Below are 26,115 nucleotides of genomic sequence, written 5' to 3'. Positions count from 1 at the left end.
AAGCAGTTAAAGCTGTGCAAAACGAGTAAGGCCGAGCCGTTATGATTAAAATGAAACAATTCTGCCGCACATTGATTGCCGTTGCTGCTCTGTTTATGGGTGCCCAAAGTGCCCTTGCCCAAAGCCCGTTTGACGTGGTTCTAAAGGTGAACGAAAGCGTAATTACCCGCTATGAGCTTCAGCAACGGATGCTGTTTCTTAAGGTCCTCGGCACCGCAGGAAACGTTGAAAAAGAAGCACTTGATCGTCTAACGGACGAGCGGCTCTATATCGAGGCAGGCGAGCGTTTTGGCGTTGAAGCCACCGAGGAGGCGATCGAGCAAGGCATGATCGAATTTGCCGGCCGCGCCGATCTTCAGGCAGAAGAGTTTGTTCAGGCACTCTCCCAAGAAGGTATCGATATTCAAACCTTCCGCGATTTCGTCCGCGCAGGGATCGTATGGCGCGAAGTTGTCGGTGGCCTGTTCGGTGCACGCGGAAATGTTTCCGAGGCCGAACTTGATCGCGCGCTGTCGCTTTCCTCAAATCGCGGCGGCGTTCGTGTATTGCTGAGCGAAATCATCCTCCCTGCCGACACGCCCGAAAACGCAGAGCGCGCAGCGGCAATCGCCAACGAAATTCGCGCGATTAGGGACCAAGAAACATTCTCAAGAGCGGCCGCGCAGGTCTCTGTTGCGCAATCCGGTCCGAATGGCGGTCGGCTGGACTGGCTCTCGCTCTCTGATCTTCCACCCCCAATTCGCCCAATCCTGTTGACGTTGGCACCGGGCGAAATCAGCGAACCGATTGATATCCCCAACGCGATCCTGCTCTTTCAAATGCGCAGCATCCAAGAGACCACAGCACCCACACCACGCGACCTTTCGGTGGAATACGCACGGCTGTACCTCCCTGGTGGGCGCACACCCGAAAATCTCAAAGAAGCGCGCGAGTTGAAATACCGCGCCGATACCTGCGAAGATCTTTACGGCCTCTATGAGGGCGCAACCGAGCAGCAACTGTCGATTATTTCGCAGGCCCAGAATTCCCTTCCGAATGAAGTGGCTGTTGAACTGGCCAAGCTCGATCCGGGCGAGGTTTCCAGCAATCTTACCGTGAATGGCGGGCAGACCCTGAAGGTTCTGATGCTTTGCAATCGTACGGCTGAACTGATTGATGACGAGAACCGCGCCGAAGTACGTGCGCGCCTCGTGAACCAGCGCATCGCCTCATATGCCGATTCATATCTTGCGGAGCTGCGGGCCTCTGCCGTTATTCAGAGACCATGAGCGCGCCCGTTGCGCTGACCTGCGGTGAACCTGCGGGAGTGGGCCTTGAGATTGCGGAGAAGGCATGGAGTACCCTCAAGGGATCCGTCCCATTTTTCCTGATCGCCGATCCTCGGCATTTGGTCGGTTCAGTGCCTTCCGTGATAATTGACACACCCCAAGAGGCGCAGGCCGCGATGCCGCATGGTATCCCTGTCCTACCGCACCAGTTCGCACGCGAAAACACTCTGGGCCAAGCAAACCCAGAAAATGCACAGGGCGTTGTGGATGTCATCAAGCGGGCGGTTGATTTGGTTAAGTCTGGCGATGCGAGCGCCGTCTGCACCAATCCGATCCACAAGAAGGCGCTGAAGGACGGGGCAGGTTTTGCCTTTCCCGGTCATACTGAATTCCTCGCCCACCTAGCGGGTGTCGAACGCGTTGTGATGATGCTTGCGTGCGATCAACTGCGTGTCGTCCCAGTTACCATTCACATCGCGCTTGCAGAGGTTTCGAAACAATTAACGCCCGACTTGTTGGCCGAAACCATCCGCATTACCGCCGCAGGATTAAAGCGGGACTTCGGAATCTCCGCACCGCGTATCGCCGTTGCGGGCCTGAATCCCCATGCGGGGGAAGGCGGAGCAATGGGCGGTGAAGAGCGCGACATGATCCAAGCCGTGCTCGCATCCCTTGCGAATGAAGGGCACGATATCCGTGGGCCGCTTCCTGCTGATACGATGTTCCACGCGCGCGCTCGTGTAGGCTATGATGTTGCTGTGTGCATGTATCACGATCAGGCCCTGATCCCGATCAAGACCCTCGATTTCGACCGCGGCGTGAACGTGACATTGGGCCTTCCGTTTGTTCGCACGTCCCCCGATCACGGTACGGCATTCGATATCGCAGGTAAGGGCATGGCAGAACCAAGCAGCCTGATCGAAGCGCTCAAGCTTGCGCATAAAATGGCCGCAGCGCGCGACAACCAATAGGATGAACCATGGCAACGATTGATTCCCTCCCCTCACTCGCGCAGGTCATCGCCACGCATGAGCTTTCTGCGAAAAAATCGCTTGGACAGAACTTTCTTCTGGATTTGAACCTAACGGCGAAAATAGCGCGACAAGCGGGGGATTTGGAGAATTGCGACGTACTTGAAATCGGACCGGGCCCGGGTGGTCTTACGCGCGGGCTTTTGGCCGAAGGCGCGCGCAAGGTTCTGGCAGTTGAGAAAGACGCCCGCTGTATGCCTGCCCTTGCGGAAATCGCCGAGGCCTATCCTGGACGCCTTGAAGTCATCAACGGCGATGCACTTGAGATTGACCCGCTCGCCAAATTGACTCCGCCAATCCGCGTCGCCGCAAACCTGCCCTATAACGTGGGAACCGAGTTGCTGGTACGCTGGCTTACACCCAAGGTCTGGCCGCCGTTTTGGGACAGTCTGACCTTGATGTTTCAACGAGAGGTCGCCAACCGTATTGTCGCCGAACCGGGCGGCAAGGCCTATGGTCGGCTGGCTATATTGGCGCAGTGGCGGTGTGAGGCGAAGATCGTGATGAACCTTCCGCCAGAGGCATTCTCGCCCCCGCCCAAGGTCCATTCGGCGGTCGTACACCTGAAAATGCGCGAAAAACCTCTGTTTGAAGCTGATCCTAAGATACTGTCACGGGTTGTCGCAGCAGCCTTCAATCAACGGCGCAAGATGTTGCGCGCGGCTCTCAAGGGGCAAGCTCCTGATATAGAGGATCGCTTGCTTGCGGCGGGCATCAAGCCGACAGAACGAGCAGAGCAAGTCTCGATTGAGCAATTCTGCGCCCTCGCCCGCGAACTCGCAAAAACCTAGCGCAAAAGAAAAGGGCCAAGGAAATCCTCGGCCCGTTTTTCGTTAATTCTACTCGCCCGAGGTTTCTGGCTGGGGCGTATTCTCTACGACTGTGTCAGTCGTCGGTGCCTCTTTGCGGCGACGCGGGGCGCGCTTTGGTTTGGGCTCCGCCTCTCCTACTGGGGCATCACCTGAAAGTTCGGCCTTGGGCTTACGTGGCTTGCGGCTTGGCTTGCGCGGCTTTGTCTCGGGGGTTTCGACCAAATTACTCTCGGATGTGTCGAGCAAGTCTGGCTGTGGCGCGCTCCCTAGATCGTTGTCGATGTAGGGCTGCGAAGATTCGTGCTGTGCGTGCTTGTTGTTCGGTTGTTCCGTTTTGTCAGAAGCCTGATGATTCTCCTGACGCTCAAGGCGCTCTGCACGTTCGCTATCGCGTTGCGCTTGACGGTCACGGTTTTGGGCTTCTTGCGACTCACGCCGCGCTTCGATCTCACGTTGGTTTTCCGCAAGCAAACGCGTGTAATGTTCGGCATGCTGTGCGAAGTTTTCCGCGGCAACGCGGTCATTCGAAAGCTGCGCATCACGCACAAGTTGATTATATTTATCAATGATTTGCTGTGGCGTTCCGCGCACTTTCCCCTCGGGGCCAGAGCTATCAAACACCCGATTTGTGATATTTCCACCGTTTGCAGAAAAACGGTTGCGGTTCTTACCGCGCGAACGTGATTTAGAAGATCTCATAAGTTTTTTCTATCCAGCCTATTTGGCACTCGTTAGGTCCATACCGCGCCTCTTGCGTGGGGTTTCTAAACCGGCCCTGACGATTTCTGGCATATCAGCAAGGGGGACCGCCTAAGCATCCGCCGCCTTACCTTGTGCAGGAGTAAACACGACACAGCGCGTAAAACAAGTCAAAATGTGTTAAAACGCCCTTCGGAGGTAATTTTTTGCCTACATTTGTAGGAATTACGTCAACTTCTGCTTTAGCTTACCCGAAACTACACGGTCATGACCAGAAATATCTTGGGCAATTGCGACATCGGAGAAACCCGCGTCACGGAACATCTTTGCCACTTGAGGTCCCTGATCATAGCCAATCTCGACGATAAGCCGACCGTCGGGCGCCAAATACTGCGGCGCCTTTTGTGTCAAAACCACATACGGACCAAGCCCGTCCCCGCCCGGCGTAAGGGCCAGATGCGGCTCCCATTCGCGCACGTCCGGTGCCAGCCTCTCCATGGCCTCTGAACTGATGTAAGGAGGGTTCGACACGATTGCATCAAAGCGTTGTGGCGAGACAGCGGCGAACCAGTCACTCTTGAGGAACTGCGCGCGAGATTCGAGGTCCAGAGCTTCGGCATTCCTCCGCGCAACACTCAACGCGGCGTCGCTTATGTCGGTAGCCAAGCCCGCTGCTTGAGACTGTGCCAAGAGCGTCAGCAAGATACAGCCCGTCCCCGTTCCAAGATCAAGCACGCTCCCGAATGGTTCCTGAAGCGCAACATCAATCAACAACTCGGTGTCAGGACGCGGATCGAGAACATCTGGCGTTACGGTGAAACGGCGCCCGTAAAACTCCCGATAGCCGATTATTTGTGAAACGGGCTGAAACTGAGCGCGGGCGTCAATGGAACTCTCAAACTTACGCGCGGCTTCGTTCGTTAGCGGATCTTGGGTCAGCAGCATCAAGCGCGCACGATCCACTCCAAGCGCATCCGCCAATAGGATGCGCGCGTCGGTGGCCGCGCTCTCTATGCCTGCGCCCTTTAGAGTGGCAACTGCCCGCGCGAGCGCAACTGCGCCCGTCAGTTCGCTGCTCATCTCTCCATCTCGGCCAATAGCGCGGCCTGTGCCTCTGCTGTCAGGGCGTCGATGATTTCGTCCAGATCGCCGGCCATGACCTGATCGAGTTTATAAAGCGTCAGATTGATGCGGTGGTCGGTCATGCGACCTTGCGGGAAATTATAGGTGCGAATCCGCTCGCTCCGATCGCCCGAACCGACTTGGCTCTTGCGGTCGGCAGAGCGTTCATCATGCAACTTTTGACGTTCTAAATCATACAGCCGAGTTTTCAGCACGCCCATGGCGATTTCACGATTTCGGTGCTGGGATTTCTCGGCGCTCACAACGATAATACCCGTGGGAATATGGGTGATACGCACTGCGGAGTCGGTGGTGTTAACGTGCTGACCGCCCGAACCGGATGCGCGCATTGTATCTATGCGGATATCGCTCGGGTTTATTTCAATATCAACGTCTTGCGCCTCAGGAAGCACCGCAACAGTCGCCGCAGAAGTATGAATCCGTCCGCCACTTTCGGTGGTTGGGACACGCTGAACACGATGCACGCCACTCTCGTATTTCAGACGCGCAAAGACGTTTTCCCCGCTGATGCGCGCGACCAGCTCCTTAACGCCACCAAGCTCACTTTCGTTGTACTCGATGATCTCGAATTTCCAGTTCCGCTCATCGGCGTAGCGCTGATACATCCGCATCAGATCACCCGCGAACAGCCCCGCTTCATCGCCGCCGGTTCCGGGCCGAATCTCGAGCATCGCAGGGCGTGCGTCGGCCTCGTCCTTGGGCAAGAGCGTGAGTTGCAGTGCGGCCTCGGCCTCTGGTAAGCGGGCTCGCAGTTCGGGTAATTCTTCCTCGGCCAGCTCCTTGAGTTCAGGATCGGCGAGCATCTCCTCTGCAGCAGCGATATCCGCTTCAAGCTGTTGGAATGCCTCGATTTCCTCGACGACCGGTTTCAGGTCGGAGTATTCCTTGGCGAGCGTCGCAATATCGGACGTCCCTTCGGACATCGCGGCCTCAAGAAATTGAAACCGTTGGAGGATCTGCTGGAGTGTATCTGTAGCTATCATAACATGGGAATGCGTTATCTGCCGGATTTGGTCAAGGGGGCGCGATGTGGTATGGTGGCGGTATGAAAGGTTTGAGCGTAATTTTTGCGTTGATCGGAACAATCACAGTGGCCGACACCTCTCGTCAACCCGCCGAGGCGCCGCCCCTACCCCAAATTTCGTGCTATTGTACCGACACATCAGGCGCGCGTGTTGAGCTGGGCGAAACGATTTGCCTTTTGGTCAACGGGCGCCGTTTTACCGCCCGCTGCGAGATGTCACTGAATAATCCGATGTGGCGCGAACAATCGGAAGGTTGCCTTTCGTCCGCGCTCAGCATCGATGAACCCGAAGGCCTTATCCGTTAAGCGGAAGTGTGCGCTCCACCAACCTCGCAAAGAACGACGCCCCGATGGGTAGAATTTCGTCGTTAAACACATAAGCAGGGTGGTGCACCGACGCGCTCTCGCCCTGCCCTAGATGCAAGTAGGCTCCAGGGCGTTCCTCTAGCATATATGCGAAATCCTCAGCCGCCATAACACGCATGGCCTTGTCGTCAACCTTGTCATCCCCCACCACTTCGCGTGCAGCAGCCGCCGCGATTGCCGTTTGGGCCGCGTGGTTGATCGTGGCAGGATAGCCCTTGTGGTAAACGAGTTTAGCGTCAACGCCATAGGCGGCGGAATACCCTTTGCAGAGTTCCTCGAGGCGTCCGATGACCATTGCCTGAACATCTTTGGAGAACGTGCGCACAGTTCCGTTTATATAGGCCGTGTCGGGAATAATATTGTCCGCCGTACCCGCGTGAATTTGCGTGATGGAAAGCACAAGATCATCCGTCGCACAGTGATTGCGGCTTACGATGCTTTGCAACCCGTTTGACAACGCAACCGCGGCCATAATCGGATCAGCCGTTTCATGCGGCATTGCGCCGTGGCCACCTTTCCCTTTGATAAAGACCTCAAAGCTATCGACAGCGGCCATATTCGGGCCAACACAGGTCGCAAAGGACCCTACGGGCAGTTCTGGTGCGTTGTGGATGGCATAGACCTCGTGGATGTCATAGCGATCCATGACGCCTTCTTGGCACATGACTTCACCGCCACCGCCGCCCTCTTCTGCGGGTTGAAAGAGCAGCGCCACACGACCAGCGAAGTTACGCGTTTCCGCAAGGTATTTGGCCGCCCCCAAGAGCATCGTCGTATGCCCGTCATGGCCACAGGCGTGCATCTTGCCGTCATTCTTGGATGCGTAATCAACGCCGCTTTCTTCCTGCATCGGAAGCGCATCCATATCCGCCCGCAAGCCAATCGTCGGTCCGGGCTTATTTCCCTCAATGATCGCAACAAGGCCGGTTTTCGCGACCCCTTCCTCAATCGCGTCCACGCCAAACTCGCGCAGTTTCTCCGCAACGAACGCCGCAGTTTCATGACATTCAAACCCAAGCTCGGGGTTTTCATGCAGGGTGCGCCGCCACTTCGTCATCTCTGCGCTCATATCACCAATACGATTAACGACTACCATCTGCTCTGGACTCCCTATGCGCGGTTTGTCTAACTCGGCGTAGTCTTTCTCAAACACAAGGGCACTGCAATGGCGCAAGATCCTCTTTTGACATCAACAGGCGAAATTTCTCGGCTGCTGGAAATCATGAAGCGCCTGCGCGATCCCGAAGCGGGCTGTCCTTGGGACGTCGAGCAGACCTACGACACCATCGCCCCCTATACCATAGAGGAGGCCTACGAAGTTGCGGACGCAATTGAGCGCGGCAGCATCCCCGAGCTTGAGGGAGAGTTGGGTGATCTGCTCTTGCAGGTAGTGTTTCAAGCGCAGATCGGCTCCGAAGCGGGTGATTTTGACTTTGAGAGCATAACCCGCAACATCAGCGACAAAATGATCAACCGCCATCCGCATGTGTTCGGCAACGAAAGCCGCGATAAATCCGCCAAACAGCAGACCATCGATTGGGAAAAGATCAAGGCAAAGGAACGCTCTTCCAAAGCCCAATCCGGTGCGCTTGACGGTGTGGCGGTAGGGCTTCCTGCACTTCTGCGCGCGGTAAAGCTTCAAAAACGCGCGGCACGAGTCGGGTTTGACTGGCCGGATATCTCGCAGGTTCTGGAGAAAGTCGTTGAGGAAACGCATGAGCTGGCCGAAGCCCGCGACGAACTTACGCAGGCAGAAGTCGAGGAGGAATTTGGCGATCTACTCTTTGTCATGGCCAATGTCGCACGACATATGAAAGTCGATCCAGAAGCCGCGCTGCGCTCAGCCAATGCCAAGTTCACAAGGCGTTTTGAGGGCATCGAGCAACGCCTCGCAGCACTTGGAAAAACCGCTTCAGAGTCGGATTTAGAGGAAATGGACGCTCTCTGGAACGCTGTAAAGCAGGACGAAAAGGCGCGCGCGAAGCGGGCGAAGTCGGCGTAATCCGACAAAAACACTTTGAAACACGCTACGCCATCTTGACCTGAGCGATTTAGTCAGATTAAAGGAGGCGTAGAAAAACCAAACTGTTTTACTCGGAGATACCATGCGCACGCTTACAGCCCTAACAGCTCTTGCCATTGCCACACCCGCTTTCGCGGACGAAATCAACGTTTACTCATATCGCCAACCTGAGTTGATCGCTCCGCTCACCGAAGCGTTCACAGCGGAAACAGGCATCGACGTGAACGTCGCTTTCCTTAACCAAGGCATGGTCGAGAAATTGTCAGCAGAAGGCAGCCGCTCTCCTGCGGATGTCATCCTGACGGTTGATATCTCCCGCCTGAACGAAGTTGTCCAAGCTGACCTAACTCAACCAATCGAGAGTGAAGTCCTTACAACGAATATCCCTGAAAACCTTCGTGACCCAGAGAACAACTGGTTCGGCGTCACAACACGCGCCCGCATCGTTTACGCATCCAAAGAGCGTGTCGCAGAAGGCGAAGTGACAACATACGAAGACCTCGCTGACCCCAAGTGGAAAGGCCGTATCTGTACACGTTCTGGCACCCACCCCTACAACGTCGCCTTGGTTGCTACGATGCTTGAGCATCACGACGAAGCCTATGTCACAACATGGCTCGAAGGTGTGAAATCCAACCTCGCTCGCAAACCACAAGGCAACGACCGCGCCCAAGTTAAAGCAATCTGGGCAGGTGAGTGCGATATCTCGCTCGGTAACACCTACTACATGGGTCAGATGCTCGCTGACGAAGAGCAAAAAGAATGGGCCGACTCTGTGAGCATCGTGTTCCCGACATTCGAAGAAGCAGGCACACATATTAACGTGTCCGGTGTAGCTCTAACAAAACACGCGCCAAACCGCGAAAACGCTCAAAAATTCATCGAATTCCTTGCGTCTTCAAATGCGCAGTCGATCTATGCCGCCAAAAACTATGAGTACCCTGTCGCACCAGGTACATCGCTTGACCCAATCGTGGAAGGCTGGGGCGAGTTCGAAGTAGACACAACCAACCTGATGGATATCGCCAAGCGCCGCGCAGACGCGATCCGCCTTGTTGAAACTGTCGACTTCGACGGCTAAGCATCGCCTAAATTTCAATAAAACAGCCTCGCAACTCGCGGGGCTGTTTTGTTTTTAGCGGTGGGTTTTCACAAACTCTTTGCTTGCAAATCCTCGTTTCTCTGCGCAATCTCCGTGCTTCACGAAAGAAGGCCAATTGATATGACAAACCCCTCCTCCCCGCGCAAAATCATCATCGACACAGACCCGGGTCAGGATGACGCCGTCGCAATCCTTCTTGCACTTGGAAGCCCTGAGGATGTGGAGGTTTTAGGCGTCACCGCAGTTGCGGGGAATGTTCCATTGGCCCTCACCCAGAAAAATGCGCGCATTGTTTGCGAGCTTGCTGGGAAGCCCGAAACTAAAGTTTTCGCAGGATGCGAAGCGCCGATTTCACGCAAGCTGGTCACAGCCGAGCACGTGCACGGCAAAACGGGGCTTGACGGACCCGTAATGCCTGATCCCGAGATGGAACTTTCCGAGGGGCACGCCGTTGATTTCATCATCGAGACCCTGCGCTCGAACGACGCGGGGACCGTCACGCTCTGCCCACTTGGACCGCTTACCAATATCGCGGTCGCGTTTCAAAAGGCACCCGACATCATTGAGCGCGTGCAAGAAATCGTCCTCATGGGGGGTGCGTATTTTGAGGTCGGCAACATCACACCCGCTGCGGAGTTCAACATCTATGTTGACCCAGAAGCTGCTGATATTGTGTTCAAATCCGGCGTTCCAATCACCGTAATGCCCCTAGATGTAACTCACAAGGCGCTAACGACCAAGCCTCGGGTAGATGCCTTTAGAAACCTTGGCACTAAGCCGGGCGTGATGGTCGCAGAATGGACAGACTTCTTTGAGCGTTTCGACAAAGAGAAATACGGCTCTCAGGGCGCGCCGCTGCACGACCCTTGTGTGATCGCCTATCTGATCAAGCCAGAACTGTTCAAAGGCCGCCACATCAATGTCGAAATCGAAACCGGATCAGAGCTAACGCTTGGTATGACGGTCGCCGATTGGTGGGGCGTAACCGACCGCAAGCCTAACGCGATGTTTATGGGCGACATCGATGCGGACGGCTTCTTTGAACTTCTGACCGAGCGGATCGCACGGCTATAACTCACCTTAACGGAGGGCGTTATGACATTATTTTCGTTTGATAATTCCTATTCACGCCTTCCCGACCATATGTTCGCAGAGGTCGCGCCCACACCCGTGCGCGCACCCGAACTTCTTGTACTCAATCAAGAACTAGCATTGGAGCTCGGCCTTTCAGAAAACGCTTTCCACAGCGACGAATTGCTTCAAGTCCTCGCAGGGAACGCAATTGCGAAGGGCTCCAACCCGATTGCGCAGGCCTACGCTGGCCATCAATTCGGAAACTTCGTCCCGCAACTGGGTGACGGTCGTGCGCACCTGCTAGGCGAAGTTATTTCCACAAACGGTGAACGCCTCGACATTGTCCTCAAAGGTTCCGGCCCAACCCCGTTTTCGCGCAATGGAGACGGACGAGCGTGGCTTGGCCCTGCCCTGCGCGAATTTCTGGTAAGCGAAGCCATGCACGCCTTTGGCGTCCCCACGACACGGGCCTTGGCGGTGGTCGCAACCGGTGAACGCGTTCAGCGCGAAACGGGCCTCCCGGGAGCCATCATAACGCGTGTCGCCAGCAGCCATATTCGCGTCGGAACGTTTCAGTATTTTGCGTATCGCAACGACCAACAAGCGCTTCAGCGCCTTACCGAAATGGCGATCTCTCGCCACTTCACTTCAGCAGAGGGGCCACTTGACCTGTTACAGGCCGCGGTCCACACACAAGCGGACCTGATTGCGCAATGGATGGGCTTGGGATTCATACATGGGGTGATGAACACCGATAATTGTCACGTTGGTGGGCTGACGATTGACTATGGTCCCTGCGCATTTATGGACGGATTTGACCCCGCAAAGGTTTTTTCATCAATCGACCGTCACGGACGATATGCCTATCAGAATCAACCTGACATCGCGGCATGGAACCTAGCGCAATTCGCTGGCTGCTTGTTGCCATTGATCGGCCCCGAAGATACAGCAATCCCTCTCGCGACGGATATTGTGAACAGTTTTGTTCCACGGTTTCACCGAAGTTGGCTCGCAGTTTTCGGCCGCAAGATCGGACTTGAAGACGCAAAGCAGGCAGATCGCGCGCTCATCACTGATCTTCTTAATCTCATGGCCGCAGAATCTGTGGATTTCACGCAGTGTTTCCACGCTCTAACTACGGGCAATGCCGCGCATTTGTTCAATGATAACAATCGTTACGCAGAGTGGCATGAACGCTGGCAAGGTCGCAAACCCGAAGCGAATATCATGGCAAGAGCAAACCCCGCCGTCATTCCACGCAACCATCGCATCGAAGAGGCGATTCAGGCTGCTGTCCAAGGCGATCTGGCGCCCTTCGCAGCCCTTCACACAGCTCTAAGCACGCCATACATGGAGCCGTCAGATAAGACACTTATGGATGCACCAAATGAGGGCGAAGAAGTGCAAGCAACTTTCTGCGGAACCTAGGCAAACTATTGATATTCTGAGGAAAGTGGCGCGGTTGACGGGGCTCGAACCCGCGACCCCCGGCGTGACAGGCCGGTACTCTAACCAGCTGAGCTACAACCGCGCATCGCAACGGGCAAATTCAAAAGTGCAGTGGCGCGGTTGACGGGGCTCGAACCCGCGACCCCCGGCGTGACAGGCCGGTACTCTAACCAACTGAGCTACAACCGCGTGCTGCACTCTTGAGCGACTGCCCAAGCGTGAGGCTGCTTTTAGGGTGCGCTGCACCTGCCGTCAAGCAGAGTCCGAGCGAATTCTTTGTGAAAGTGAACATTTTTTTGCCCCCCCTCGAAACACGCCGTTTAAGCGGCTTCTGATCATCACGCTATGTGCATATATCCCAAAGATATTCGCCCCTAAAATGGCAGCTGCATACTGATCTGAGTTAAGAATTACGAGCGAGACCGACCTTCTGCAACGCGCGCTTAATACGGCTCGAAATCTTGCTTTCGATCAAAGCATGGATTTCCTGATTTTTTTGCGCATTTTCTTGTTGTTGACGCTTTAGTTCATCATTCAGTTCCACAACTCTTTCAGCCAGCTCCGCGACTCTCTTATTCCTTTGAGCAATTGTCTTCTCTGCAGTTGAACGCGCAATGCGTGTTTGATCCAATTCTTGGGCCACGATATCCAGCTTTTCAGACTGCGCCAGAGTTTTGGCTTCGAGGTCTAGCACTGTTTCTTCTAGTTTGCGTGCGCGTCGACGGGATTTTGTAACCTTTTGCTGATTCACGGTTATCTTCTCTCCAAGTGAAAAGATAACACTTGCTATTGCATCCAACTCAACATCATTGAGAGCTTGCGCTTTCCCATCCTCGGGCTGAGAATGGCTCGCGGTTCCTTCGCTGGAGGTTAGTTCAGTGAATACACCAAACTCCGCCGCCAAAGCCTCGCGTTCCTGCTCAAAAGACGCGGCGATATCACGCTTGGTCAATGGAGAAAGCTCTCCCTTATCTCCAACCATGTAAGCGCCGAAGGCCGCACGTATACTTTTGGGTCGCAATTGGGGCTCTGATTTCGTGTTCACGACACGCAAGAGTTCAGTTCCCAACTTGGACAACGAGATATTTTTGCTTCCGTGCTTTATTTCGAGAGTCGGGATATCGACACCAACAAGCTCTGCAAAGGTCTCGACGATGTCTCCCTGATAAGGTGCGACGACCAGCCGTTCTTGGCCGAATCCATCGCGCCACGCCCGAAGTGCTTTTAGAAACAAGGTGTCTTCTAGGCGCTGTTTGGAATGCTCGCTGAATGTACAGGCCTCACCCATCTTGATTGCTTGCGAATGTGACGCCTGAAGATACGAAATCGGCTCACGAACAAAGCAAACAACTTTCACCCGATCAAATCGAGCGTTGATAAAGTCGCAGCATGCCTCAATCATCGCCTTGTCAGGGAATAAAAACAGTGCTTCATCGGAAAATATCACGACCTTATTTTTCGGAACGCTCTGGAGTTCGGCATCCAATTCACGAATGAACTTCTCGCGATAGTCTGCTCGAACCTTTGGATCGGTTAAGCCAAGGGTTTTCACAAGTCCGGTTTCATCTGCACTTGCTTCGGACATGGCATAGCGGAGCCCGATATGCCGATCACTCATATCCGAGAACTGCCTCCCGGCTTGTGGATAGTAGTAGGTGCTTTGATTATCCGCGTTTTGCGCCAGCGCGTACTGAAGAGCCGTCGACCCTGTTTTATATGCACCAATATGAATTATCGCTTCCATAGCGCTCAAACCCTATTCGTTTTCTTGTTATTAGTCAGCAGCTTACTCTAACACGGCACTGTGCGGCACCATTTTAATCTTGCGAGGAGAAAATCGCCCAAAGCGAAATCAAAACAACACACATGCGACACGCGGCAACTTCAAAGTCGTGTGCGGCGCGGACAACGCACCATTTGTTTGGTCTCGCTTCATTACAGCAACTTGGTTTGAAAGTTGGTTCGCCACGACCACGAAACCTCCGCATGATGAGAGTTCGAAGTCCCTTGGGTGATGACCACTGCATGATACTTTACCTTGAACTTCGAGCTTATCGGGGGCGATCGCGACACACGCGAGTTGGTTTTCTACTCTGCTCGCCACGTAGAGGTATTTGCCGCATGGCGAGAGCCTGATTGCGGAGCCGGCGCCGTCTTCGTCGGTTGGAGGTGCGAATACGGGCGTCTGGGAGAGGATTTCAAAGCGGCCATTGGTTCGTCGCACACGAAAAACACTTTCCTCCAACTCACCATATACAAACAACTCCGCCCCGTCGGCGCTTGGCACCAGATGTCGGGGGCCGGTTCCGCTTGGAAATTGCAGCACCTCGAATTGGTCGCCTTCTGCGCCGTAGATTCTCATCTGATCAAGGCCGAAATCCAGCGCGATCAGTTGCTCAGGTTCACTAAGGAAAGCGACGAAATGCGCATGCGATCCCTCTTGCCGGATTGGATGCGTACCCTGTCCGCTGGCAGCGGATGCAAAGCGGCGTGTGCCGATCTCGCCTTTTTCGCCAAGCTCAAAGAGGGACACATGCCCACTGTTGTATTGCGCCGTGGCAAGTTGGTCGGCATTTGGAGAAACGGCAATGTGACAACAGCCATAGCCTCCGACAGTCGCTTGGTTCATGAGGGTCAGCGCGCCATTTTCATCCACAGAGAAAGCCGCAACGCCCGCGCGCTCGGGATCGAGATGTTCTTGCGTCGCATAGAGCGTGCGACGATCACGCCCCCACGCAAGGTAGGAAGGGTTATCGCACCGCACCAGACATTCAGGCGGCGTCAGCTTACCGCTATTGTCTAGAACCGACTGAAATATTCCACCCTTCTCGCCGGATTCTGCATCCCCGTAAGTTCCGAATAAGACGCGCATAATCCCCTCCTGAGTAAGTAGGATCTGCTTTAGTCTTCGGCTTCCCGAAGGGCAAGTATCGGCGTCCTTGGCGGGTTGGTCCCGCCAAGGAGTGTTGTTGATTTATCCGAATACGGCCTTCACTGCTTTGACCGTCGAGGAAACAATCGTATCGGCGTCTGATTTCGTCAGACAGAATGGCGGAGCAAACCCGAGGATATCACCCTGAGGCATCGCGCGGCCGATAACGCCTTCGCGCAAGAGCGCAGCCGAAACATTAGCACCGACTTTCTCGCTGGCATCAAAGAACGTGCGGCTATCGCGATCCTTTACGAACTCCACGGCACAAAGCATCCCTTCCCCGCGAATGTCGCCGACATAGGGATGATCACCGAGCGCATCTTTCATTGCAGAGTTGAGGTAAGCCCCCACACTTCCTGCGTTTTCGACCAAACCAAGCTCGTCAATCAGTCGGAGGTTCGCCACGCCCGCCGCCGCACCAATCGGGTGCGCAGAATATGTCCAGCCGTGCCCAATCGGGCCGTTTTCGTCTGTACCTTGCTCGAGAACCTTCCACATTTTATCGCCCAAGATCGAGCCAGATAGTGGCGCATAGGCCGAGGTCAGCCCCTTTGCAATCGTAATCAGATCGGGCTTCATTCCGTAGTGCTCAGAGCCGAACATTGTTCCCAAGCGGCCAAATCCAGTTACCACTTCGTCCGCAACAAGCAAAATATCGTGCTTGTTCAAAACTTCTTGGATCGCGGCCCAATACCCTGCGGGCGGCGGTACGATACCACCAGTCCCAAGGACAGGCTCGCCAATGAAGGCCGCAATTGTATCCGCACCTTCACGTTCAATCAGAGCTTCAAGCTCAGCCACACAATGGGCAACGAACTGTTCTTCGGTCTGGTTCTGATCCTCGCGACGGAAATAATACGGCGCTTCGGTATGGACCACTTGGGCAAGTGGCAGATCAAACTTCTTGTGGAACAACTCAAGCCCCGTAAGCGAGCCCGTCATGAGGCCAGAGCCGTGATACCCACGCCAACGCGAGATGATTTTCTTCTTCTCGGGGCGGCCCAGAATGTTATTGTAATACCAGATCAGCTTGACGTTGGTTTCATTTGCGTCTGAACCGGACTGGCCGAAATACACCTTGGACATATGATCCGGCGCACGATCCAACACCATCTTGGCAAGAGTGATCGACGCTTCGGTACCGTGCCCGACATACGCATGATAGTAGGCGAGTTCTTTGGCCTGCTCGGCAATGGCTTCTGCGATTTCCTGACGACCATAGCCGACATTCACACAGTATAGGCCAGCGAACGCATCCAAGAGCTTGGCACCATCGCGGTCTTCGATATGCACACCTTGGGCCGTCTTGATGATACGACTAGCGGTCTCGCCGCGCGCATGCTGGGCGAGGTGCGTGGATGGGTGAAAGAAATTCTCGCGGTCCCATTTACCTAGCTGGTCATTCGTTAACATATTGTTTTCCCTTCTTTGTCGCTATGCCCAATCACGGCAAACGTATTTCAATTCCATAAATTCTTGCATCCCAAGGCGCGCACCCTCGCGTCCGAGGCCCGATTGTTTTACGCCGCCAAACGGGATCGGCGCGCCGGTCACTTTGGTTCGGTTTACCGCAACCATACCGTATTGAAGCGCCCTCGAAAGGCGATAGATACGACGGGGGTCCTGAGTGTGAAGATAGGCAATCAGGCCGTACTCGCTATCATTCGCACGCTTCAACACCTCTTCTTCGGTATCAAAGGCAGTGATCGGCGCCACAGGACCAAAGCTTTCCTCGTGCATGATTTGCGCAGTATCCGACACATCCGTCAGTACAGTCGGCTCAAAGAACAACGGCCCCAGCGAAGACACACCGCCACCGAGAGCAAGCTTTGCGCCCAGTTCAGTCGCATCAGCGATATGCTCCTTCTGTTTGCTGATCGCCTTTTCGTTCATCAGCGGGCCAATGTCGGGATCGTCCATCCCTGCCCCAAGGCGAAGCCCCTTGGTGGCGGCGATGAACTTCTCGCAGAACGCTTCGTATACTCCACGCTCAACGTAAATCCTGTTCGCACCCAGACAATCCTGTCCTGATGTGGCGAACTTGGCCTTGATCGTCTCCGACACGGCGCGGTCAAGATCAGCATCCTTGAACACGATGACGGGCGCATGGCCACCCAACTCAAGCACCAGTTTCTTAATTGTCGCTGCGGATTGGCGATACAACAGGCGGCCAATCTCGGTTGATCCGGTAAATGACAACGCCCGCACCCGTTGGTCGGCGCACTACGGCGTGACGACCTCGCTCGCTTGTCCGGTAATGACGTTAAACACACCGTTCGGTATGCCCGCGCGCTCTGCCAATTCGGCGAGTGCGAGCGCCGAGAACGGCGTCTCTCCACTTGGATGCGCAACGACGCTACATCCAGCAGCGAGTGCTGCCGCCGCCTTGCGTGTCAGCATCGCAGCAGGGAAGTTCCACGGAGTAATCAACGCGACAACGCCGATGGGCTCCAGCCACAATTCAACTTCTGCATCCGCTAAGTGAGAGGTAACCCCCTCCACGTTCGGGCGCTTGGCCTCTTCGGCATAGTAATCAACGAATGAAGCCGCATAGTCGATCTCTCCGCGCGCTTCGGACAGCGGCTTTCCCTGCTCCAACACCATGATGCGCGCAAGGTCTTCTTTGGCTTCGATAATCAGATCATGCCAACGACGCAGCAGACCTGCTCGTTCCTGCGGCAAGAGGCGCGACCATGTTTCAAATGCGGTATCCGCAATATCTACGGCCTGTTTTGCCTGCGCCCCGCTGAGAGACGCGACATCCCCCAAATGCGCTCCGTTCGCAGGGTCGTAAACGGCGAATGTGTCCCCCTCAGGGTGGGAAGTCCATTTGCCATCCACATATGAGAAACTGCGCAGTAAGCGTTTGTCCTCAATGTCTTTTCTGGCTGAAATTGCAATATCGAGCATGACGCACCTCCTTTGGCATCATACTAACCGCACACTCCAACCAGAGAGACCAAATCAGCGGCAATATGGGGCGATACGGACCGTTATCGCCCCAGCACTAGTCCGATCGGCCTAGCAAGGCCTCGAACGGTGGCGTAGCAGTGCCTTTGATCTGTTTTGTGACGATATATGTGAAGTAGCGCGCGATCCCGATTCTGGCATCCAGCATCGAGTCGATCAGGCGCTGATAGGCATCAATGTCGCGCGTAACGATCTGTAATAAATAATCAAATCCGCCACCAAGCGCCCAACACGCCGTGATCTCTGGGTGCTTATCAAGAGACGCCTCGAACACCTGAAAGGACGCCTGCGTGTGGTCTACCAACTCCGCAGCAACAAAAACCGTCACGTGCGGGCCGAGCTTGCGCAGATTGATTTCGGCGCGATACCCCTCGATCAAACCAGCAGCTTCCAGCTTCTTAAGTCGCTCCCACGCCGGCGTCGGTGAAAGACCGATCCGTTCGGCCAATACGGCCTTAGAGAGCCGCCCCTCTTGCGACAGGACGCGTAGGATATCCATATCTCTTGCATCGAGCTTGATCATCAATATCCCCTATTCCTTTGCCATTCTTTCCCCACCTAATGAGGCAAGGACTCCTTAGGCAACATATATTTGCCAATAGCCCCGCACCGATGGCCACATTCGGGTTCCACGGACTTACTGTCCTCACAATCGGAATGTTTTCTGTTGACGAGGAATCCCCTGTGTAAGCAATATTGTGTACAACAACATCCGAATCACAAATATTAAAGGCGATAGGTGGCGATGTCCCCGCAAATACAGGGGATTCCTTCGGTTTCGCATGTCAAACAACGAAAGTTGTACACAAATAGAGTATTCACAATGCCGATCAAAAACACCGCCTTCCCCCAATCCGAGTACGATCGCCGCCTCGCGCTGACCCGCGAGTCTATGGCTGCGGCAGAGATTGACGTACTCTTTGTCACCAACCCGTCGAACCAGAACTGGCTTACTGGATACGATGGCTGGTCATTCTACGTGCACCAAGGCGTGATTGTTCCGCTCGAAGGCGACCCGATTTGGTGGGGCCGCACGATGGACGCAAACGGAGCACGGCGTACGGTCTGGATGGAAGAAGAGAACATCATCTTCTACGCCGACCGATATACGCAAGCGGCCGACATCCACCCGATGGAAGACCTCGCCTCGCACTTGCGGATCATGGGGTTTTCTGACAAGCGGATCGGCGTTGAAATGGAAACCTACTACTTCACTGCGCGCGCGTTCTCTGTGTTGGCGCATGGCCTTCCGGAAGCGAACTTCATCGATGCTTCGACGCTCGTGAACTGGAACCGCCTGATCAAATCCGATCTGGAGTTGAACTTTATGCGCCGCGCTGCGCGTATTTCCGAGCTGGTGATCGAGCGCGCGATGGAAATTGCAGAACCTGGAATGCGCAAGCATGATCTTGTGGGCGAGCTGTTCAAAACCTCGGTTCAAGGCGAGGACGACAGTTGGGGCGACTACCCCGCGATTGTGCCGCTTCTCCCATCGGGCAAGGATGCCTCTGCACCGCACCTGACGTGGAACGGCGACGCACTTCAGAAAAACGAAGCGACGTTTATTGAGCAATCAGGATGTTATCGTCGCTACCACGCCCCCCTTTGTCGAACGATCTTCTTCGGAAAGCCCCCGAAGTACATGAGCGACGCGGCCAAAGCCCTAACCGAAGGTTTGAACGCGGGCATCGAAGTCGCGCGCGCTGGCAACCGTGCGTGTGATATCGCGCGGGCGTTGGATACAGAGCTTCTAAAGGTGGGAATTGAACGCCCCAATCGCTGCGGCTATGCCGTTGGTCTCTCCTACCCCCCAGACTGGGGCGAACACACGGTATCGCTTCGCGCGTTTGATGAAACAGTGCTTGAGGCAGGTATGACATTCCACTTCATGCCAGGTCTCTGGATGGATGACTGGGGCATCGAAACAACTGAGACCATCCTGATCAAAGAGGATGGTGCTGCGGAGCCCCTCTGTAACGTGCCGCGCAAACTATTTGTTAAGGATTGAGGATGTCCGATCTGAACCGCTGTCGCGACATATTGGGCGACCTTATTGGAATGCCCACCGTCTCGAGCCAACGCAACTTACCGATGATCGACTATTTGGCCGAGCGCCTTGAGGACAGTGGCGCAGTTGTTGAGGTTCATAAAAATGAAAGCGGCGACAAGGCCAACATTTTCGCCACCCTAGGTGATGATCGTGATGGTGGCTTGATGTTGTCCGGTCACACCGATGTGGTGCCCGTTGCCGATCAGCGTTGGGACACGGACCCATTCAAGATGCACGAAAATGAGGGGCGTCTTTATGGGCGTGGAACGTGCGATATGAAGGGGTTTATCGCCGCCTGCCTCACCAAAATCGACACGCTCAAGGCGGCGGCAAGAGCGCGGCCGATACATTTCGCCTTTACTCATGACGAAGAGGTCGGATGCCTCGGGGCACAACGATTGGTAGAGGTCCTAAAGGCCCGCAAAACCAAACCTGCGCTCGCAATTATTGGCGAACCGACGATGATGCAAATCATGGACGGGCACAAAGGATGCTGCGAATACACCGTTTCCTTCACAGGAGCGGAAGGGCACGGCTCTGCACCTGAACGGGGCGTAAATGCCGTTGAATATGCTGCGCGCTATATCGCCCGCCTACTCCAACTTCGTGAGGCATTGATCGCTCGTGCCCCCGCCGAGGCGCGGTTCGATCCCGCACACACAACCATCAATATCGGACGCTTGGTCGGCGGACAGGCGCACAATATCATTGCAGGGACCGCCGTACTTGATTGGGAAATGCGCCCCATAAACCGAAGCGACATGGAATTCGTAAAGTCGGACCTCGCCGCCTTTACTGGCGACGTCCTGCTTCCCGAAATGCGCCGCGTCGCAGCCCACGCCGACATTAGCACCGAGATTATCGGCGAGGTTGCGGGACTGACACCGATGGACGAAAATGCCGCGCGCGATTTGGTGCAAACCCTTACCGGTGCCAACAGCGTTTCGACTGTTCCGTTTGGAACCGAGGCCGGTCTATTCCAAGGCATCGGAATGGACGCAGTTATCTGTGGCCCCGGCTCAATCGAACAAGCGCACAAACCAAATGAATTCATCGCCCTAGAGCAACTTGATCAATGCTTAACGATGCTTGATCGCCTCGGAACGGTCTGATCATGTGCGCCGACATCCCCAAGCCACAGGAGCCACTCATTGAAGGGATGAGTGCGCGAGATCGTGTGGATCGACTTCACGATGAAATCCGCTCGCGCATTACATTGTTGGATTACCCGCCCGGAGCCAAACTATCGGAAACCGAACTCGCAGAGGAATTTGGCGTTTCGCGCACCCCGCTTCGCCGCGTCCTCGCAAGGCTCGAAGACGAAGGGCTTTTGACCTCTGTTCATGGCGTGGGAACCTTTGTGACGGTCGTGGATTACGAGGAATTGGCGCAGGTTTATCGTATTCGCAAAGAGTTGATTCTCATGCAGACTTCGCTTGATGTCGTGCCACCGACGCCAGAACTGATTGACCGCGTCAGAGAGATTCAACAGCGCGCCAGCGCGATCAAGGAATCCCCGACAATGCGCGCATTTGCGCTTCTTGATCGCGATATGTTTCTAACGCTTCTGGACCTCACGTCCAATGGCCCGCTTCGCAACATCTGTACACGGCTCTACTTTTGGACTGCGCGCATTTGGCTTGAGCAGGTCACGTCCTCGGAAATAGACCTGTCGCAAGAAATCGATATCTACGCTAACGAAGTCCGTGACATTCTCGCCGCCCTCGAAGCCGGCGATCTTGACGCGGTCGGGCACCTGAGGCGCAGTCATATCTCACTTAGCTTTGCGCGGATGCGCAAATAGCCAATCCGCGTTTTCAGCGGCAGAGCAATGACTATCTTAGGGAGGGGTAATGGTGGGTCGTGAGAGGCTCGAACTCCCGACATCTTCGGTGTAAACGAAGCGCTCTACCAACTGAGCTAACGACCCGATGCGCGCTAAGTAGCCTAGGCGCGAGGGGGGATGCAAGAGCAAAATTGCGATTATTTCGCTTCTTGCAAAATTTGTTCTTCTCCGCCCCGAATTTCAAAGATGCACCCCTGCGTCAGCGGCAGCGCGCACATCGTTTCATGATCCAAGCCGCACAACAAACCTCGCAGCATTACCGAACAAATTCCGTGTGTTACGAGGATTGTCGGCACCGTAAGCTCGTTCAGAAAATCATGACATCTGCTTCGCAGGGCCTCGACACCTTCCCCATTCGGCGCGCCGATATAATACTCAAAATCGCAGGAAGCCTCGCGCGAAAGCGGCCAACGCCTCGCAATTTCCGTGCGCTCCAGCCCTTCCCAGTCACCCGCATTGATTTCAGCAATACGTTCATCGAATCTGGGTGCAGCTTTAAGCGCGTGCCCCTTCATCGCGATCGCGGCGGTTTCACGAGTACGGCCAAGGGGGCTGACCACCACTTCGGCCTGCTCACGCGCGAAAACGTCGCGCAACAATCGGCCCTGCACGGCGGCTTGCGCCCTTCCCAATTCGGTAAGCGGTGAGTCCAGAGAACCTTGCAAGCGCTGCGCGAGGTTCCACTCTGTTTGGCCGTGACGAAGGATGTAAACTGGAGGGGTGTTTTTCATGATTGCCTCTTTTTCCAACGGGTTATCCGACCACGAGGAGCGAAGCAAGCACCCTAATCCAACCAGCGGCGCGGACCGGGCCCATGCTCGGCAAGCGCGTCATTCGCATTATATAACGGGCAATTCACCAGCGAGAGACAACCACAGCCGATACAATGGTCTAACTGATCGCGCAATTTCTCCATCATAGCGATTTTTTCAGTTAAGAGGGCCTTCCACGGCTCGGCCGCCTCGGCCCAATCGCCCGCCTTTATGGCGCGATCCTGCGGTAAGGTTTCAAGCACCTCACGGATTGCGGACAATGGCAAGCCGACTGATTGAGCAACCTTGATGATTGCGACCTTTCTCAACTCTGTTCGATCATAGCGACGATGATTGGCCGCGGTGCGCCAACTTGAGATCAGCCCCTCGGATTCATAGTAGTGCAAGGTCGATACGGCCACTCCCGCGCGCTTTGCGAACTCCCCTACCGCAAGATCCGTTGTCTTCATACGCGCACCCTAGAATTAATCTTTCTGCGGCAACTTCGGGCGACGAATGCGACAGGTTGTGACCGTTGCAGTATCCAATTCTTTGACATTCTTGATGACGAACTTGCCCATTGGCTGAAGGTTCAGCGTCTCTTCGTCGGCAATGGCTTCTCCGAGGACTTCGAGAACAGCGTCGACAATTGGCTTCACGTCTTTGCGCTTCATGCCATTTTTGGCCATTACCCGTTCGACGAGGTCTTTGCGCTTAACCTCTGGGTCTTTGATTGCCAGCGCCTCTGCGGCGACAGAAGCATGAATGGGTGTGGGAGCAGCCACAACTTTTGGTCCGAGCCCTGATGCGGGTTTTGCTTTGGGTGGTTTAGGTGTTGTGGTCATAGATCCTCGCGTTACGTCTTGTTTCTCAGCCACACTAGGGCATCAGCCATCCACTGGCTACACCTCGCTCCGATAGAGCCGCTCTGGATACGAACTCAACAAGTGTTTGCACATAAAAAAGGCGCCGATGTCTCGACGCCTTCGTTGATTTATGTCGTTTTGCTTAATGCGTAACGGTGTGATTACCTTCGGCCTTTTCTTTGGCAAGAGCGGCAAGGCGCGCGGCCTCTTCGGCCTCCTCGTCCCAAAGGATCGGCTCCGGCTCACGAACGAGAGCGTGCTTCAACACTTCGTTCACATGTGAAACAGGAATGATTGTCAGCCCCTCTTTCACGTTGTCCGGAATATCCACCAGGTCCTTTTCATTCTCTGCTGGGATCAACACCGTTTTCACACCACCGCGTAGTGCGGCGAGGAGTTTCTCCTTAAGACCACCAATCGCGAGTACATTGCCGCGCAATGTCACCTCGCCCGTCATGGCGATGTCTTTCTTAACGGGAATACCCGTCAGGACCGACACAATCGAAGTCACCATGCCAACGCCCGCGCTTGGGCCATCCTTTGGGGTTGCCCCTTCTGGAACGTGCACGTGGATGTCGATTTTCTCAAACACTGGAGGTTTGACGCCGATTTCCGGACTGATGGAGCGCACAAAGCTGCTCGCAGCGTCAATGCTTTCCTTCATAACATCGCCCAACTTACCGGTTGTCTTCATCCGACCACGTCCCGGCAATTTCAGCGCTTCAATCGAAAGCAAATCACCACCAACGCTTGTCCACGCAAGGCCAGTTACAACACCGACTTGGTCTTCTTCTTCGGCAAGTCCGAACTTATGACGCTTCACACCCAAGAAATCCGAGAGATTTTCGGACGTGACACGCACAACCTCATCTTTCTTGCGCACGATTTGCGTTACGGCCTTACGGGCCAGTTTCGCCAATTCGCGCTCAAGGTTACGCACGCCCGCCTCGCGGGTGTAGTAACGCAAGATATCGGTCAGCGCCGCATCTGAAATCTCGAACTCTTTCTTCTTGAGACCGTGATTTTTCACCTGCTTGGCGATCAAATGCTGCTTGGCGATCTCGGACTTTTCGTCTTCGGTATAACCAGACAGCGGAATGATCTCCATGCGGTCAAGAAGCGGCCCAGGCATGTTATAGCTATTCGACGTGGTCAGGAACATCACATCCGAGAGGTCATATTCGACCTCGAGATAGTGATCCACAAAAGAGCCGTTTTGCTCTGGATCAAGAACCTCAAGCATTGCAGACGCGGGATCGCCACGGAAATCCTGTCCCATCTTGTCGATCTCATCGAGCAAGATAAGCGGATTGGTCGTTTTGGCCTTTTTCAACGCCTGAATGATCTTGCCGGGCATCGAGCCAATATAGGTCCGACGGTGACCGCGGATTTCGCTTTCATCACGCACACCACCGAGGCTGATGCGGATGAATTCACGGCCGGTCGCCTTGGCAACAGATTTCCCGAGGCTGGTCTTACCCACACCTGGAGGTCCAACAAGGCAGAGAATTGGTCCCTTGAGCTTCTTGCTGCGCTGCTGCACGGCGAGGAACTCAACGATACGTTCTTTAACCTTTTCAAGACCATAATGATCGTCGTCAAGGATTTTCTCGGCCCGCGCGAGGTCTTTCTTGACCTTGCTGCGCTTACCCCAAGGAATAGACAGCATCCAATCAAGGTAGTTGCGCACAACCGTTGCCTCGGCGGACATCGGGCTCATATTCTTGAGTTTCTTGAGCTCTGAGTTGGCTTTTTCCAAAGCTTCTTTGGAAAGCTTGGTCTTTGCAATCCGCTCTTCGAGTTCAGCTACCTCGTTTTGCTCGTCGTCGCCATCGCCCAACTCTTTCTGAATCGCTTTCATTTGCTCATTCAGATAATACTCGCGCTGCGTGCGCTCCATCTGGGTTTTGACACGTGTCTTGATCTTTTTCTCGACCTGAAGCACAGACATTTCGCCCTGCATCAACCCGTAGACTTTCTCAAGGCGCACATCGATTGGAAGCGTTTCAAGAAGCTCCTGCTTTTGATTCACTTCAATTCCAAGGTGACCGGCAACCAAATCTGCAAGCTTCGCACTCTCGGCGGCTTCGGAAACAGCGGCAAGCGCCTCTTCAGGGATGTTTTTCTTGATCTTGGCATAGCGCTGGAATTCTTCGCCAACACTACGAACGAGAGCCTCGATAAGGTCTTCTTCGCCGGGGACTTCCTCTAGGAACTCTGCCGTCGCTTCAAAGAAATCATCGTTCTCGAGGTATTCATTAATGCGTACCCGCTGAATACCCTCAACCAGAACCTTTACGGTACCGTCAGGCAGCTTCAACAGCTGAAGTACGTTCGCCAATACGCCGACACGATAAATGCCGTCGCTATCGGGATCGTCGATTGCGGGATCGATTTGGCTTGCAAGCAGGATATGCTTGTCATCCGCCATCACCTCTTCTAGCGCCCGAACTGATTTTTCGCGCCCAACAAAGAGCGGCACGATCATATGTGGAAACACCACGATATCGCGCAATGGCAGTACGGGATAAGAGGAATTGAGTTGCTCGTGCATGTCTTGTCCTTATTTACAGCAAGAAGATTTGGTCCCGCTCGGCGGCAACCTATTTCTTCTCCATATCGGTACATATAGTTGGGGGCCTGTCCCCAAACTTTCAACCGTTACAGGCAAAGCTTGGCAACGAGGATGCCTTTATGCGGCGGGCACT

Annotated in this window: 23 protein-coding genes, 3 tRNA genes and 1 pseudogene; 11 read left to right on the top strand and 16 right to left on the bottom strand. The window is 54.7% G+C overall.

Translation table 11 applies throughout. From position 1 onward, the window contains the following. Positions 1-41 precede the first annotated feature (41 nt). The 3 genes from ACFE33_RS07605 to rsmA are packed head-to-tail and all read left to right on the top strand — an operon-like array spanning position 42 to position 3,090. Positions 42-1,268, top strand: coding sequence for a peptidylprolyl isomerase (locus ACFE33_RS07605; RefSeq protein ID WP_380058611.1), 1,227 nt, complete (start codon positions 42-44; stop codon positions 1,266-1,268). Then, positions 1,265-2,239, top strand: coding sequence for a 4-hydroxythreonine-4-phosphate dehydrogenase PdxA (gene pdxA / locus ACFE33_RS07600; RefSeq protein WP_380058609.1), 975 nt, complete (start codon positions 1,265-1,267; stop codon positions 2,237-2,239). Before ACFE33_RS07605 ends, pdxA begins: the two co-directional genes overlap by 4 nt. 8 nt (positions 2,240-2,247) lie before the next feature. Then, complete coding sequence (gene rsmA / locus ACFE33_RS07595) at positions 2,248-3,090, top strand: 16S rRNA (adenine(1518)-N(6)/adenine(1519)-N(6))-dimethyltransferase RsmA (protein ID WP_380058608.1); 843 nt, start codon at positions 2,248-2,250, stop codon at positions 3,088-3,090. A 48-nt stretch (positions 3,091-3,138) separates the two neighbouring features. On the opposite strand, the gene ACFE33_RS07590 is transcribed toward rsmA, so the two are convergent. The 3 genes from ACFE33_RS07590 to prfA all read right to left on the bottom strand — a co-directional run bounded on the left by ACFE33_RS07590 (position 3,139) and on the right by prfA (position 5,936). Beyond that, positions 3,139-3,810 carry a DUF4167 domain-containing protein gene (locus ACFE33_RS07590; RefSeq protein WP_380058606.1) on the bottom strand — a complete coding sequence of 224 codons (672 nt, stop codon included), beginning with the start codon at positions 3,808-3,810 and terminating at the stop codon, positions 3,139-3,141. Between the two features lie 225 nt (positions 3,811-4,035). Then, positions 4,036-4,878, bottom strand: coding sequence for a peptide chain release factor N(5)-glutamine methyltransferase (gene prmC / locus ACFE33_RS07585; protein ID WP_380058680.1), 843 nt, complete (start codon positions 4,876-4,878; stop codon positions 4,036-4,038). Positions 4,879-4,886: 8 nt separating this feature from the next. Beyond that, a complete protein-coding gene (gene prfA, locus ACFE33_RS07580) occupies positions 4,887-5,936 on the bottom strand; it encodes a peptide chain release factor 1 (RefSeq protein ID WP_380058605.1) in 1,050 nt (349 codons plus the stop codon). A 44-nt stretch (positions 5,937-5,980) separates the two neighbouring features. Here prfA and ACFE33_RS07575 point away from each other — a divergent pair, with 44 nt between their 5' ends. Further along, positions 5,981-6,283: a hypothetical protein gene (locus ACFE33_RS07575; RefSeq protein WP_380058603.1), complete on the top strand. Its 303-nt coding sequence runs from the start codon at positions 5,981-5,983 to the stop codon at positions 6,281-6,283. On the opposite strand, the gene ACFE33_RS07570 is transcribed toward ACFE33_RS07575, so the two are convergent. Then, complete coding sequence (locus ACFE33_RS07570) at positions 6,273-7,439, bottom strand: M20 aminoacylase family protein (RefSeq protein ID WP_380058601.1); 1,167 nt, start codon at positions 7,437-7,439, stop codon at positions 6,273-6,275. The two genes, ACFE33_RS07575 and ACFE33_RS07570, sit on opposite strands and share 11 nt — an antisense overlap. Positions 7,440-7,508: 69 nt before the next feature. Here ACFE33_RS07570 and mazG point away from each other — a divergent pair, with 69 nt between their 5' ends. From mazG to ACFE33_RS07550, 4 genes are all read left to right on the top strand, one after another. Continuing rightward, complete coding sequence (gene mazG / locus ACFE33_RS07565) at positions 7,509-8,345, top strand: nucleoside triphosphate pyrophosphohydrolase (RefSeq protein WP_380058599.1); 837 nt, start codon at positions 7,509-7,511, stop codon at positions 8,343-8,345. 103 nt (positions 8,346-8,448) lie between these two features. After that, positions 8,449-9,447, top strand: a complete 999-nt coding sequence (locus ACFE33_RS07560) for a Fe(3+) ABC transporter substrate-binding protein (RefSeq protein ID WP_380058597.1) — start codon at positions 8,449-8,451, stop codon at positions 9,445-9,447. A 141-nt stretch (positions 9,448-9,588) separates the two neighbouring features. Further along, entirely contained in the window at positions 9,589-10,542 is a 954-nt protein-coding gene (locus tag ACFE33_RS07555; protein WP_380058596.1) for a nucleoside hydrolase, read from the top strand. A gap of 21 nt (positions 10,543-10,563) precedes the next feature. Continuing rightward, positions 10,564-11,970, top strand: a complete 1,407-nt coding sequence (locus ACFE33_RS07550) for a YdiU family protein (RefSeq protein WP_380058594.1) — start codon at positions 10,564-10,566, stop codon at positions 11,968-11,970. Positions 11,971-11,996: 26 nt separating this feature from the next. On the opposite strand, the gene ACFE33_RS07545 is transcribed toward ACFE33_RS07550, so the two are convergent. From ACFE33_RS07545 to ACFE33_RS07515, 7 genes and pseudogenes are all read right to left on the bottom strand, one after another. Then, a tRNA-Asp gene (locus tag ACFE33_RS07545) sits at positions 11,997-12,073 on the bottom strand. 30 nt (positions 12,074-12,103) lie between these two features. Then, positions 12,104-12,180 (bottom strand) — tRNA-Asp (locus ACFE33_RS07540). A 214-nt stretch (positions 12,181-12,394) separates the two neighbouring features. Further along, positions 12,395-13,735: a hypothetical protein gene (locus ACFE33_RS07535; RefSeq protein WP_380058593.1), complete on the bottom strand. Its 1,341-nt coding sequence runs from the start codon at positions 13,733-13,735 to the stop codon at positions 12,395-12,397. 108 nt (positions 13,736-13,843) lie between these two features. Next, positions 13,844-14,863, bottom strand: a complete 1,020-nt coding sequence (locus ACFE33_RS07530) for a lactonase family protein (RefSeq protein ID WP_380058592.1) — start codon at positions 14,861-14,863, stop codon at positions 13,844-13,846. Positions 14,864-14,965: 102 nt separating this feature from the next. Continuing rightward, positions 14,966-16,336, bottom strand: coding sequence for an aspartate aminotransferase family protein (locus ACFE33_RS07525; protein ID WP_380058590.1), 1,371 nt, complete (start codon positions 16,334-16,336; stop codon positions 14,966-14,968). Between the two features lie 21 nt (positions 16,337-16,357). Then, a pseudogene (locus ACFE33_RS07520) lies at positions 16,358-17,833 on the bottom strand (NAD-dependent succinate-semialdehyde dehydrogenase). A gap of 97 nt (positions 17,834-17,930) precedes the next feature. Then, positions 17,931-18,413, bottom strand: coding sequence for an Lrp/AsnC family transcriptional regulator (locus ACFE33_RS07515; protein WP_380058678.1), 483 nt, complete (start codon positions 18,411-18,413; stop codon positions 17,931-17,933). A 303-nt stretch (positions 18,414-18,716) separates the two neighbouring features. On the opposite strand from ACFE33_RS07515, the gene ACFE33_RS07510 reads away from it, so the two are divergent. From ACFE33_RS07510 to ACFE33_RS07500, 3 genes are read left to right on the top strand one after another with little or no spacing between them, the layout of a single operon-like run. Then, entirely contained in the window at positions 18,717-19,901 is a 1,185-nt protein-coding gene (locus tag ACFE33_RS07510; RefSeq protein WP_380058588.1) for a M24 family metallopeptidase, read from the top strand. 2 nt (positions 19,902-19,903) lie between these two features. Beyond that, complete coding sequence (gene argE, locus ACFE33_RS07505; RefSeq protein WP_380058586.1) at positions 19,904-21,055, top strand: acetylornithine deacetylase; 1,152 nt, start codon at positions 19,904-19,906, stop codon at positions 21,053-21,055. 2 nt (positions 21,056-21,057) lie between these two features. Next, positions 21,058-21,747, top strand: a complete 690-nt coding sequence (locus tag ACFE33_RS07500; protein WP_380058584.1) for a GntR family transcriptional regulator — start codon at positions 21,058-21,060, stop codon at positions 21,745-21,747. Between the two features lie 50 nt (positions 21,748-21,797). On the opposite strand, the gene ACFE33_RS07495 is transcribed toward ACFE33_RS07500, so the two are convergent. From ACFE33_RS07495 to lon, 5 genes are all read right to left on the bottom strand, one after another. Continuing rightward, a tRNA-Val gene (locus tag ACFE33_RS07495) sits at positions 21,798-21,873 on the bottom strand. 53 nt (positions 21,874-21,926) lie between these two features. Continuing rightward, positions 21,927-22,520 carry a histidine phosphatase family protein gene (locus ACFE33_RS07490; protein ID WP_380058582.1) on the bottom strand — a complete coding sequence of 198 codons (594 nt, stop codon included), beginning with the start codon at positions 22,518-22,520 and terminating at the stop codon, positions 21,927-21,929. Positions 22,521-22,573: 53 nt separating this feature from the next. Further along, positions 22,574-23,011 carry a redox-sensitive transcriptional activator SoxR gene (gene soxR, locus ACFE33_RS07485; RefSeq protein WP_380058580.1) on the bottom strand — a complete coding sequence of 146 codons (438 nt, stop codon included), beginning with the start codon at positions 23,009-23,011 and terminating at the stop codon, positions 22,574-22,576. 15 nt (positions 23,012-23,026) lie between these two features. After that, the gene (locus ACFE33_RS07480) at positions 23,027-23,386 is read right to left on the bottom strand and encodes an HU family DNA-binding protein (protein ID WP_380058578.1); all 360 of its coding nucleotides are present in this window, start codon (positions 23,384-23,386) and stop codon (positions 23,027-23,029) included. A 163-nt stretch (positions 23,387-23,549) separates the two neighbouring features. Beyond that, the gene (gene lon / locus ACFE33_RS07475; protein ID WP_380058576.1) at positions 23,550-25,961 is read right to left on the bottom strand and encodes an endopeptidase La; all 2,412 of its coding nucleotides are present in this window, start codon (positions 25,959-25,961) and stop codon (positions 23,550-23,552) included. Positions 25,962-26,115: the final 154 nt, after the last annotated feature.

Source organism: Falsihalocynthiibacter sp. SS001, from assembly GCF_042445055.1.
Classification (GTDB): domain Bacteria; phylum Pseudomonadota; class Alphaproteobacteria; order Rhodobacterales; family Rhodobacteraceae; genus Falsihalocynthiibacter.
The sequence above is the reverse complement of the archived record's forward strand: the minus strand, read 5'-3'. Positions and strand labels throughout refer to the sequence as shown.

What these genes read in the sequence shown, in the direction of transcription:
- argE (WP_380058586.1), top strand. Translation starts at nt 19,904, where the DNA reads ATGTCCGATCTGAACCGCTGTCGCGACATATTGGGCGACCTTATTGGA.
- ACFE33_RS07590 (WP_380058606.1), bottom strand. Translation starts at nt 3,810, where the DNA reads ATGAGATCTTCTAAATCACGTTCGCGCGGTAAGAACCGCAACCGTTTT.
- ACFE33_RS07570 (WP_380058601.1), bottom strand. Translation starts at nt 7,439, where the DNA reads ATGGTAGTCGTTAATCGTATTGGTGATATGAGCGCAGAGATGACGAAG.
- mazG (WP_380058599.1), top strand. Translation starts at nt 7,509, where the DNA reads ATGGCGCAAGATCCTCTTTTGACATCAACAGGCGAAATTTCTCGGCTG.
- lon (WP_380058576.1), bottom strand. Translation starts at nt 25,961, where the DNA reads ATGCACGAGCAACTCAATTCCTCTTATCCCGTACTGCCATTGCGCGAT.
- ACFE33_RS07555 (WP_380058596.1), top strand. Translation starts at nt 9,589, where the DNA reads ATGACAAACCCCTCCTCCCCGCGCAAAATCATCATCGACACAGACCCG.
- ACFE33_RS07490 (WP_380058582.1), bottom strand. Translation starts at nt 22,520, where the DNA reads ATGAAAAACACCCCTCCAGTTTACATCCTTCGTCACGGCCAAACAGAG.
- ACFE33_RS07560 (WP_380058597.1), top strand. Translation starts at nt 8,449, where the DNA reads ATGCGCACGCTTACAGCCCTAACAGCTCTTGCCATTGCCACACCCGCT.
- ACFE33_RS07550 (WP_380058594.1), top strand. Translation starts at nt 10,564, where the DNA reads ATGACATTATTTTCGTTTGATAATTCCTATTCACGCCTTCCCGACCAT.
- ACFE33_RS07535 (WP_380058593.1), bottom strand. Translation starts at nt 13,735, where the DNA reads ATGGAAGCGATAATTCATATTGGTGCATATAAAACAGGGTCGACGGCT.
- ACFE33_RS07575 (WP_380058603.1), top strand. Translation starts at nt 5,981, where the DNA reads ATGTGGTATGGTGGCGGTATGAAAGGTTTGAGCGTAATTTTTGCGTTG.
- pdxA (WP_380058609.1), top strand. Translation starts at nt 1,265, where the DNA reads ATGAGCGCGCCCGTTGCGCTGACCTGCGGTGAACCTGCGGGAGTGGGC.
- soxR (WP_380058580.1), bottom strand. Translation starts at nt 23,011, where the DNA reads ATGAAGACAACGGATCTTGCGGTAGGGGAGTTCGCAAAGCGCGCGGGA.
- ACFE33_RS07510 (WP_380058588.1), top strand. Translation starts at nt 18,717, where the DNA reads ATGCCGATCAAAAACACCGCCTTCCCCCAATCCGAGTACGATCGCCGC.
- rsmA (WP_380058608.1), top strand. Translation starts at nt 2,248, where the DNA reads ATGGCAACGATTGATTCCCTCCCCTCACTCGCGCAGGTCATCGCCACG.
- ACFE33_RS07500 (WP_380058584.1), top strand. Translation starts at nt 21,058, where the DNA reads ATGTGCGCCGACATCCCCAAGCCACAGGAGCCACTCATTGAAGGGATG.
- ACFE33_RS07530 (WP_380058592.1), bottom strand. Translation starts at nt 14,863, where the DNA reads ATGCGCGTCTTATTCGGAACTTACGGGGATGCAGAATCCGGCGAGAAG.
- ACFE33_RS07480 (WP_380058578.1), bottom strand. Translation starts at nt 23,386, where the DNA reads ATGACCACAACACCTAAACCACCCAAAGCAAAACCCGCATCAGGGCTC.
- ACFE33_RS07525 (WP_380058590.1), bottom strand. Translation starts at nt 16,336, where the DNA reads ATGTTAACGAATGACCAGCTAGGTAAATGGGACCGCGAGAATTTCTTT.
- ACFE33_RS07605 (WP_380058611.1), top strand. Translation starts at nt 42, where the DNA reads ATGATTAAAATGAAACAATTCTGCCGCACATTGATTGCCGTTGCTGCT.
- prfA (WP_380058605.1), bottom strand. Translation starts at nt 5,936, where the DNA reads ATGATAGCTACAGATACACTCCAGCAGATCCTCCAACGGTTTCAATTT.